A 9221-nucleotide genomic window follows, 5' to 3' on the forward strand; every position below is an offset into this window, starting at 1 on the left:
ACGGCCGCTTCTGAGCGCTGTGGTGAGCTGAGCCGGTGACCGACGTGACCATCGCCCCCGCCGACGTCGCCGACGCCGGTGAGATCCTCACCGTGCAGCGCGCCGCGTACCTGGTGGAGGCGCAGCGCTACCGGGACGTGTTCCTGCCCCCGCTGACCGAGACGCTGGACGAGGTCCGGGCGGCGCTGGCCGGACCGGACGTGGTGCTCGCCGCGCGGCGCGGCCCCCGCCTGGTCGGCTCGGTACGCGCCCGCGTCGACGGCGACACCGCCCACGTGGGCCGCCTCTCGGTCGCGCCGGACCAGCAGGGCCGGGGCGTCGGCGGACGGCTGCTGGACGCGGTCGAGCAGGCCTGCGCGGGCCGGGTGACCCGGTTCGCGCTGTTCACCGGCGCGGACAGCGCGGCGAACCTGGCCCTGTACGCGCGGCGCGGCTACCGGGTGGTGGCACACCGGCCGGACGAGAACGGCAACCGCCTCGCCGTGCTGGAGAAGACGGTCAGTCCCGCTCGCAGCGGCGCCTGAGCCCGTCCGCCTCCTGCCGCAGGTAGCGGCGCATCATCGACCCGGCGAACAAGCCGATCAGGCCGGCCAGCGGCCCGGTCTGCACCAGGGCCAGCTCGGCCCGGGTGCGCCCGTCGCCGAGCGCGACGAGGCGGTGCTCACCCCGGCTGCGCGCGCCCGGGCTCGCGGACTCCCAGGCGAACGAGTACGGCGGCTCGATCTCGGTGACCCGCCACACCGCCGGGGGCAGGCGCGGCTGCTCCAGCCGGGCGGTCGAGCCGAGCGCCAGCGGACCGGGTTCCAGCCGGCGGGCGGCGGTGACCGAGGGCGTCCACTCCGGCCAGCGCTCGACGTCGCTCTGCACCGCCCACACCCGGTCGACGTCGGCGGCGATCTCGACGGACTCGACGAACCGCATCGGCGTTCCTCCCCCGTGGACGCGTCAGCTCAGGCTACGCCCGCACTCCACCCGCCCGCCGTCCCCGCCCACTCCGCCCTCGCCCCGCCCCCGCTTCGTCGATCTTGGACTTAGGGTGCCCAGGATGCCCGATTGACGAACTTTACGAGGCACCACAACTCCAAGATCGGCGGCTTGCCGGGGCGGAGATGCCGGGGCGGAGGGGCAACCGGCATTCCGTCGCTCGGCGCCGGCCGGCGGGCAGCGGGTCGCCGGGCGGAGGGTCAGGCGGCCTCGTGGAGGTCGGCCAGGGTGACCGGGGCGTAGCGCTTCAGCAGGCGTTCCAGCTCGGTGATCGAGCCGACCTCGCCGAGGACGTTCGCGCCGCCGCCGTGCTCGGCCGGATAGCGGTGCGCCAGCCGGTAGCGGTAGCGGCCACGGATCAGCTCGACGCTGACCCGCCAGCGCCCGCAGCATCCGCAGCTCCATTCCGGCACGCCGCGAAGGTAGCTCTGACCTGCGGTTTCACCATCCGGGCGGCGGTGACGAAGGCGACCGGTACGGGACACGCCGCCCGGCCACCCCCGGTGATCTGCCTCACCACTGTCGGTGGGGTCTGGTTGACTGGTCGCCGTGGACCTGCCGATCAACCCTCCGGTCGAGCCGATGCTGGCCAAGAGCGTGTCCGAGCTGCCCACCGATCCCGGCCTGACCTACGAGCCGAAGTGGGACGGCTTCCGCTGCATCGTGTTCCGCGACGGTGACGAGGTCGAGCTGGCCAGCCGGGGCGGCAAGTCGATGACGCGCTACTTCCCGGAGGTGGTCGAGCAGGCGCGCCGGCAGCTTCCGCCCCGGTGCGCCGTCGACGGCGAGCTGATCGTGATCCGCCGGGACGGGCCGGGCGGGCACCCCCGGCTCGACTTCGAGCTGCTGGCCCAGCGGATCCATCCGGCCGCCTCCCGGGTGAAGCTGCTGGCCGAGACCACCCCGGCCGACTTCGTCGCGTTCGACCTGCTGGCCATCGACGACGAGCTGCTCACCGGGCAGCCCTATCCGCAGCGCCGCGAGCGGCTGGAGCAGGCGTTGTCCGGGGTGCGCCCGCCGGTGCACGTGACCCAGGTGACCACCGACCCGGAGACGGCCCGCCGCTGGTTCGAGGTGTTCGAGGGCGCCGGCCTGGACGGGCTGATCGTCAAGCCGGCCGACCTGCCGTACGAGCCGGGCAAGCGGCTCATGTTCAAGGTCAAGCACGCGCGCACCATGGACGCGGTGGTGGCGGGCTTCCGCTGGCACAAGTCCGGCCCGGTGGTGGGCTCGCTGCTGCTGGGGCTCTACGACGACCAGGGCGTGCTGCACCACATCGGCGTCAGCTCCTCGTTCACCATGGCCCGCCGCAAGGAGCTGCTGGACGAGCTGGAGCCCTACCGCGAGGTCGGCGGCGAGCACCCGTGGGTGCACGGCGACCACGAGCGCGGCCAGCGCATCCCGGGCGGGGTGAGCCGGTGGACCGGCGGCAAGAACCTGGAGTGGGAGCCGCTGCGTCCCGAGCTGGTGGTCGAGGTGGCGTACGACGCGATGGAGGGCGACCGGCTGCGGCACACCGCCCGGTTCGTGCGCTGGCGCCCCGACCGTGATCCGCGCTCCTGCGACTACGGCCAGCTCGACCGCCCGATCCGCTACGACGTCGACGAGGTGCTGCGCGGCGATCCGGCGGCGACGGTCGGTGACGCGGCCGGCCGGGCGTAGCCTGGCGGTCGACACGATCATGGAAGGCGCCCACGTGACAGGCTTCCCCGACCGGACCCGCCGGTTCCGGCCCGCCCTCGCCGCGTTCGTCGCGGCGGTGGTGCTCACCGCCGGCTGCACGCTGCCGGCGTTCGCGCCGCGCGCCGAGAGCGAGGGCGAGGCCGCCCCGCCGGGCACCGCCCCACAGTGGCGGGCCTGCCCGGAGGTGCCGAACGAGCTGGTCGGCCGGGGTGCGGCGGACATGCGCTACGACTGCGCCCGGATCGCCGTGCCGCGCAACTGGGGCACCGGGGCAACCACCGGCGCGACCGCCGGGCCGGGCGCGGGAGAGACGTTCGAGATCGCGCTGATCCGGGCCCGTTCGACAAAGCAGCGCGACCGGATCGGGTCGCTGGTGGTCAACCCCGGCGGGCCGGGGGCCTCGGGCGTGGACACCGCCGTCTACCTGTCCTTCGGTCCGGCGTTCGGCGGGCTGCCGACGTCGGTCACCGACCGGTTCGACATCGTCGGCTTCGACCCGCGCGGGGTGGCCCGGTCCAGCCCGGTCAAGTGCATCTCCGACGCCGACCTGGACGCCAGCTTCGGCTACGACCCCGACCCGGAGAGCCAGTCGTCGTTCGACGGCTTCGCCGGCCTCAACCGGCGCATCGGCGAGCGGTGCGGCGCGAAGTACGGCGACCAGCTTCCGCTCTACGGCACCGAGCAGGCGGCCCGCGACATGGACGCGGTCCGGGCGGCGGTCGGCGACGACAAGCTGACGTACCTCGGCTACTCCTACGGCACGCTGCTCGGCGCCACCTACGCCCAGCTCTATCCGCAGCGTGTGCGCGCCCTGGTGCTCGACGGCGCGGTCGACCCGCAGCAGAAGCTGATCGCCGGGTCGGAGAGCCAGGCGAAGGGCTTCGAGCGGGCGTTCGACAACTTCTCCCGCTGGTGCGCGGCGAACGCCGGCCGCTGCCCGATCGCGCCGGACGCCCGCGGTGCGGTCACCGACGCGATCGCCAAGGCGAAGACCTCCCCGGTACGCGGGCAGGACGGCCGGGAGGCGACGTCCGGCTGGGTCTTCTACGCGGTGATCTCCTCGCTCTACACCGAGCAGGGCTGGCAGGAGCTGGCCCGGGCGATCGACGAGTTGCAGGGCGGCGACCCGGCCGGCGTGTTCAAGCTGGCCGACTCGTACGCGGGCCGGGAGCCGGACGGGCACTACTCCAACCTGTTCGACGCGAACCTGGCGGTCAACTGCGCGGACGAGACCGAGAAGCCGACCCGGGAGCAGGTCCGCCAGTTGCAGTCGCAGTGGCGGCAGAAGTACCCGCTGTTCGGTCCCGCCCTCGCGGTGGGGATGCTCGGCTGCGTGGAGTGGCCGGGCGAGCGGGACCCGTATCCGACCGGCCGGGCGAACGGCGCGCCGCCGATCCTGGTGGTCGGCACCACGGGTGATCCGGCCACGCCGTACGAGCAGACGCCCGCGCTGGCCGCGATGCTGGGCGTGGGTCGGGTGCTCACCTGGGAGGGTGAGGGGCACACCGCGTACCCGCAGACGCCGTGCGTGACGTCGGCGGTCGACGCGTACCTGATCTCGCTCACCGTCCCCCGGGAGGGGCTGCGCTGCCCCGCCCGGTGACGGTCCGGCCGGCGGGCCGGGAGCCGGACGCCGGCCGGTCGAACGTCGGCGGTCAGCCGGCGGCCGGGGGCGTCCAGTCCTGCGGCACGTGTCCGATCCGGACGCGCTGGGGGTGGTCGCCGACCGGGACGCTCGCGACCTTCTGCCCGGTCGCGAAGTTGATCGCGGTGACCTGGTCGGCACCGGATTCGGAGATCACGCAGTCCCGGCCGTCCCCGCTGACCGTGGCCCAGTACGGCTTGTTCGCGGGCACCAGCGGCCCCTCGCGCAGCGTGGCCCGGTCCAGCACCGTGGCGTAGTCGTCCATGGTGCCGGCGACGCAGATCCGGGCGCCGTCGGGGCTCATCGACAGGCCGTGGTGCCGGGAGTCGTTGACCCAGGTGGTGCGGTCCTCGCTGGTGGCCGGGTTCTTCGGCAGCGTGGCGATGCGGGTGATCCGGTCGGTTGCCACGTCGTACTCGACCACGCCGTTGAAGAAGGACACCTGGAAGTAGAGCCGGCTGCCGTCGGGGGTGAACACGGCCGGGCGGACCGCGTCGGAGAGGTCGCGGCGGCCGGCGGCGTCGAGGCGGTCCCGCATGTCGATGACCTTGACCACCTGGTACGTGCTGGTGTCGGCGACGGTGATCCGGCGGTCGCCCTTGGTCCAGTCGAGCCAGGGCGCGTCCAGGTCGGTGTTGACCTCGCCGATGGACATGTTCCACAGCCGGGTGCCGCCGTCGGTGTAGATGTTCTCGTGCGGCTTGTCGCCGGCGCCGAACGAGCCGAGCTGCGTTCCGGTGCGGATGTCCAGCACGTGCACGGTGTTGGAGGTGGAGGCGGAGACCGCGACGCGCGTGCCGTCGGGTGACACGGCCATGTGGTCGGAGCGGTAGCCGGAGACCGGGAACCGCCAGCGCAGCGCGCCGGTGGCGAGGTCGATCGAGACGACGTCGGCGAAGCTGGGCCGGGACACCACCACCGCGCTGCCGTCCGGGGTGGTGTACATGTCGTCGACGAACTGGTCGTGGCCCTCCCCTGGGCCCTGCCGGATGCCGAGGAAGTACGCCAGTTTGATCGGGTTGAGGTAGATCTCGCGCAGCCGCGCGGCGCGGTCCGGGATGACGTTGATCCGGCCGAGCTTGGCGTAGTCACCACGGGACCGGATGACGTCGGCGGTGCCGTCCCAGTTGTTGCCGACGAACATCACCTCCTGGAGCGGGACCGCGGCGGCGGCCGGCGCGGGCGCCGTCAGCAGCGGGGCCGGGGCGACGAGGGCGAGCGCGGCCAGCACGGCGAGCGCGGCGCGGCGGCGGGGTCGGGGCGGGCGGAGTGGCACGGGGGTCATGGACGCCTCCTGGCAGCCGGTACGACATCGACGTTTCTCAGTGGCGCGAACGGTGTTACCTTGCGGTAACAACCAGGAGAGCAACCGGCCGGCCGCCGGGGCTAGGGACCGGACGCCAACGCCCGCGCGACCCGGTTGTGCCGCGACGACAACGGGAGGCGGCGTGACCCGGACCGGGAACGTCCCCACGTTCGGCACGCTGCTGCGCGACCTGTCCGCCGACCCGGCCGCCGTCGACGAGGTGGCGCGCGCGGCCCGCGTGAACTCCCCCGAGGTGGCCCGGCTGCCCGCCGACGAGGTACGCCGCCAGGTCGTCCTGCTGCTGACCAGTGGCCTCGGCGCGCTGGAACGCCACGAGGACCCGGCCGGACGGGACTTCGCCGAGGCACGCCGGCTGGGCGCGGACCGGGCCGCGCAGGGCGTCACGGTGGCCGGGCTGCTGCGTGGGGTGCAGGCCGGGCGGGACCGCGCGGTGGAGCTGGTGGTCCGGCACGGCCGGGCCGCCGGCATCCCGGACGAGGTGCTGCTGGAGGGGCTGCTCACCATCGGCCGGTACGCCGCGGCGGTGGAGCGGGCAGTGGTCGACGGGCACCGGGCCGCCGAACGGGACCTGCTCCGCACCGGCGCGGCGGCCCGGGCGCACCTGCTGCGGCGGCTGCTGCGCGACGGCCCGGCGGGCCTGCCCCCGGCCGAGCTGACCCGGTTCGGGCTGCGGCCGGACGGGCGCTACCACTGCCTGGTCGCCGCGCCACCCGACCCGGTACGCACGCACGCCCTGCACCGGCAGCTCATCCGGCACGGCGGGCTGCTCGGCACCGTCGACGACCGGCTCGCCGGGCTGCTCCCGCGACCGCCCGACGCCGTACCGGCCGACCTGCTGACGCTGGTGACGCCCGCGCAGCCGCTGGCGCGGGCCCCGGCCATGTACGCGCTCTGCCTGGCGGCGCTGGCCACGGCGGCGCACCGGCGGCTGCGCGGCCTGCGTCAGGTCACCGACCTGGCCGGGGAGACCGCGCTGGCCGCCCAGCCGGTCCTGGCCGAGCTGCTGCGCGGCACGCTGCTCGGCGCGCTCGACCCGGCCGACGACTTCCACCGGGAGCTGGCCGGCACCGCGCTCGCCTGGCTGCACCACGGCCAGCGGCTGGACCAGACGGCCGCCGCGCTGCACGTACACCCGAACACGGTGCGCTACCGGCTGCGGCGGCTGCGGGAGCTGACCGGCGGGCCGCCGGTCGAGGAGGGAGCGCGGTGCACGGTGCCGGAGAGCGTGCACTGGTGGTGGGCGTTGCGGAGTTGGCTGGACGGCGGCTGAGGCCGCCGCACCTCCTCGACGCCAGACCGGGCGACACCGGCACGAGGCGCTGTGCCAGGCTGGCCGGATGACCGAGGTGATCTTCCGGGAGGCGGTCCGCGCCGACCTGCCGGCCGTGCTCGCGCTGCTCGCCGACGACGTGCTGGGGCGTACCCGTGACCTGCCCGAGGTGGACGCGGCGTACGAGCGGGCCTTCGCCGACCTCGACGCGGATCCGCGTAACGAGCTGATCGTCGCCGACGACGGCGGGGAGCTGGTCGGCTGCTTCCAGCTCACCTACATCCCCGGGCTGGGCCGGCACGGCGCCGAGCGGTGCCTGATCGAGTCGGTGCGGGTGCGCTCCGACCGGCGCGGCCGTGGGCTGGGCGGGACGATGATGCGCTGGGCGATCGACCGGGCCCGGGAGCGCGGCTGCGCGCTAGTGCAGCTCACCACCGACAAGCAGCGCGCCGACGCGCACCGGTTCTACCGCGGCCTGGGCTTCGTGGCCAGCCACGAGGGCATGAAGCTGGCGCTCTGACCGGGCCGCGACCCGGCGCCCGGCCGTGATCGGGCGCCGGGCCGCCACCCGAAGGCGCGCGGCCCGGTCACCCCGGTCAGTCCTCCGGCGCCAGCCGGCCGTCGCGCAGCGTCAGCGTCCGGTCGGCCATCTCGATCAGCGCCGGATCGTGCGTGGCGACCAGCGCGGTCATCCCCCGCGCGTGCACCACCGCCCGGAGCAGGTCCATGATCGAGCGACCGGTCTCCGAGTCGAGCTGGCCGGTCGGCTCGTCGGCGATCAGCAGGTCCGGCTCGTTCGCCAGCGCCCGGGCCACCGCCACCCGCTGCTGCTGCCCGCCGGACAGCTCGTACGGGCGCTGCGCCGCGTGCCCGCCCAGCCCGACCAGCTCCAGCAGCACCGCCACCCGCTGCTCCCGCTCGGCCGCCGGCACCTTGGCCAGCCGCAGCGGCACCCCGACGTTCTCCGCCGCGGACAGGATCGGCACCAGGCCGAACGTCTGGAACACGAACCCGATCGTGCCCCGGCGCAACGCCAGCAGCTCCCGCTCGCCCGCGGCGGTGACCTCGTGCCCGGCCACCCGGATCAGGCCGGCGTCCGGGCGGTCCAGGCCGCCGACCAGGTTCAGCAGCGTGGTCTTGCCGGCGCCGGAGCGACCCCGCACCGCCACCAGCTCGCCGCGCCGCGCGGTGAACGAGACGTCCCGTACGGCGTGCACGGCGTGCTCCCCCTTGCCGAAGGTGCGGCTCACCCCCTCGACCCGGACCACGTCCTCGACTGCCGTCCCCGGCACCGCCGGCAGCACCACTGTCTGGTCGGTCATCACTCACTCTCCTCGGCGTGCGTCCGGTCGCCGGGGCGCACCTCGACGTGGTCGGGTTCCAGATTGAGGCGGACCCGGTCACGCAGCGACAGCGCCTCCACGAACTGCGCCGGCAGCTGCATCCGGCCGGTGCGGTCCAGCACCGCGTACTCCTCGCTGACCATCTCGGTGCCGCCGTCGGCGGTGACGCGCGCGGTCCGGCGTACCTCGGAGGCGGTCCGGCCGTCGCGGATCGCGACGGTACGGCGGACCTGGCCGGCCACGGCGTGGTCGTGGGTGACCACCACGATGGTGACCCCCAGCTCGGCGTTGATCGTGCGCAGCGCGGCGAACACCTCCGCGCCGGTGGCCTCGTCCAGCTCACCCGTGGGTTCGTCGGCGAAGAGGATCTCCGGGTCGTTCGCGACCGCCACGGCGACCGCGCAGCGCTGCTGCTCGCCGCCGCTCATCTGGCCCGGACGGCGGTCCGCGCAGTAGCCGACGCCGACCATGTCCAGCAGCTCGCGGGCCCGTTCCCGCCGCTTGCGCCGCCCGCCGGCCCGCCCCGCCAGCTTCATCGGCAGCTCCACGTTCTCCAACGCGGTCAGGTACGGCAGCAGGTTGCGGCCGGTCTGCTGCCAGATGAAGCCGACCACCTCCCGCCGGTACGCCAGCCGCCGCTTGTTCGACAGCGACAGCAGGTCGTAGTCGGCGACCCGGGCGATGCCGGCGGTCGGGGTGTCCAGGCCGGACAGGATGTTCAGCAGGGTCGACTTGCCGGAGCCGGAGGCCCCGACGATCGCGACCAGCTCACCCCGGTCGATGACCAGGTCGAGGCCCTGCAGGGCGACGACCTCGACGCCCTCGGTCTTGAAGATGCGTACCAGGCCGTCGCAGACGATGTGCCCGCGCAGCCGGTCCCGCCCTCCGGCCCGTTGCGCGGCCCGTTCGGCCGCGCGTTGCTGCAGGGACGCCAGGTCCGGTACGGACGTCTCGGCGGTCGCGGTCATC

General features: G+C 74.5%; 10 protein-coding genes. 5 read left to right on the forward strand and 5 right to left on the reverse strand.

Going from position 1 to position 9221, the window contains the following annotated elements; genetic code table 11:
- Positions 1 to 35: 35 nt before the first annotated feature.
- Positions 36 to 524: a GNAT family N-acetyltransferase gene (locus DQE82_RS00070; protein WP_043325626.1), complete on the forward strand. Its 489-nt coding sequence runs from the start codon at positions 36 to 38 to the stop codon at positions 522 to 524.
- On the opposite strand, the gene DQE82_RS00075 is transcribed toward DQE82_RS00070, so the two are convergent.
- Positions 499 to 921 (reverse strand): SRPBCC family protein, encoded by a 423-nt coding sequence (locus DQE82_RS00075; protein ID WP_113971722.1) that lies wholly within the window; start codon positions 919 to 921, stop codon positions 499 to 501. The two genes, DQE82_RS00070 and DQE82_RS00075, sit on opposite strands and share 26 nt — an antisense overlap.
- Positions 922 to 1184: 263 nt before the next feature.
- Positions 1185 to 1397: a hypothetical protein gene (locus DQE82_RS00080; protein WP_069089394.1), complete on the reverse strand. Its 213-nt coding sequence runs from the start codon at positions 1395 to 1397 to the stop codon at positions 1185 to 1187.
- Between the two features lie 136 nt (positions 1398 to 1533).
- Between DQE82_RS00080 and DQE82_RS00085 the strand changes: the two genes are divergently transcribed.
- Both DQE82_RS00085 and DQE82_RS00090 read left to right on the forward strand, forming a co-directional pair.
- Entirely contained in the window at positions 1534 to 2646 is a 1113-nt protein-coding gene (locus DQE82_RS00085; RefSeq protein ID WP_064447172.1) for an ATP-dependent DNA ligase, read from the forward strand.
- Positions 2647 to 2665: 19 nt separating this feature from the next.
- Complete coding sequence (locus DQE82_RS00090; RefSeq protein ID WP_199495889.1) at positions 2666 to 4270, forward strand: alpha/beta hydrolase; 1605 nt, start codon at positions 2666 to 2668, stop codon at positions 4268 to 4270.
- Positions 4271 to 4322: 52 nt separating this feature from the next.
- Here the strand turns inward: DQE82_RS00090 and DQE82_RS00095 are convergent, their stop codons facing one another.
- Positions 4323 to 5597, reverse strand: a complete 1275-nt coding sequence (locus DQE82_RS00095) for a YncE family protein (protein WP_113971723.1) — start codon at positions 5595 to 5597, stop codon at positions 4323 to 4325.
- A 163-nt stretch (positions 5598 to 5760) separates the two neighbouring features.
- Here DQE82_RS00095 and DQE82_RS00100 point away from each other — a divergent pair, with 163 nt between their 5' ends.
- Positions 5761 to 6909: a helix-turn-helix domain-containing protein gene (locus DQE82_RS00100; RefSeq protein ID WP_113971724.1), complete on the forward strand. Its 1149-nt coding sequence runs from the start codon at positions 5761 to 5763 to the stop codon at positions 6907 to 6909.
- 67 nt (positions 6910 to 6976) lie between these two features.
- Entirely contained in the window at positions 6977 to 7429 is a 453-nt protein-coding gene (locus tag DQE82_RS00105; protein WP_113971725.1) for a GNAT family N-acetyltransferase, read from the forward strand.
- A gap of 76 nt (positions 7430 to 7505) precedes the next feature.
- Here the strand turns inward: DQE82_RS00105 and DQE82_RS00110 are convergent, their stop codons facing one another.
- Both DQE82_RS00110 and DQE82_RS00115 read right to left on the reverse strand, forming a co-directional pair.
- Positions 7506 to 8231, reverse strand: a complete 726-nt coding sequence (locus DQE82_RS00110; RefSeq protein ID WP_030503025.1) for an ABC transporter ATP-binding protein — start codon at positions 8229 to 8231, stop codon at positions 7506 to 7508.
- Complete coding sequence (locus tag DQE82_RS00115) at positions 8231 to 9220, reverse strand: ABC transporter ATP-binding protein (RefSeq protein ID WP_064447169.1); 990 nt, start codon at positions 9218 to 9220, stop codon at positions 8231 to 8233. The genes DQE82_RS00110 and DQE82_RS00115 overlap by 1 nt, the downstream gene beginning before the upstream one ends.
- Position 9221 lies beyond the last annotated feature (1 nt).

It is taken from the genome of Micromonospora sp. LHW51205 (assembly GCF_003315815.1).
In the GTDB taxonomy this organism is placed as follows: domain Bacteria; phylum Actinomycetota; class Actinomycetes; order Mycobacteriales; family Micromonosporaceae; genus Micromonospora; species Micromonospora chalcea.

Excerpts from the sequence above, each read along its gene's own strand:
- DQE82_RS00095 (WP_113971723.1), bottom strand. The coding sequence starts at position 5,597 with ATGACCCCCGTGCCACTCCGCCCGCCCCGACCCCGCCGCCGCGCCGCG.
- DQE82_RS00115 (WP_064447169.1), bottom strand. The coding sequence starts at position 9,220 with ATGACCGCGACCGCCGAGACGTCCGTACCGGACCTGGCGTCCCTGCAG.
- DQE82_RS00110 (WP_030503025.1), bottom strand. The coding sequence starts at position 8,231 with ATGACCGACCAGACAGTGGTGCTGCCGGCGGTGCCGGGGACGGCAGTC.
- DQE82_RS00105 (WP_113971725.1), top strand. The coding sequence starts at position 6,977 with ATGACCGAGGTGATCTTCCGGGAGGCGGTCCGCGCCGACCTGCCGGCC.
- DQE82_RS00075 (WP_113971722.1), bottom strand. The coding sequence starts at position 921 with ATGCGGTTCGTCGAGTCCGTCGAGATCGCCGCCGACGTCGACCGGGTG.
- DQE82_RS00090 (WP_199495889.1), top strand. The coding sequence starts at position 2,666 with ATGGAAGGCGCCCACGTGACAGGCTTCCCCGACCGGACCCGCCGGTTC.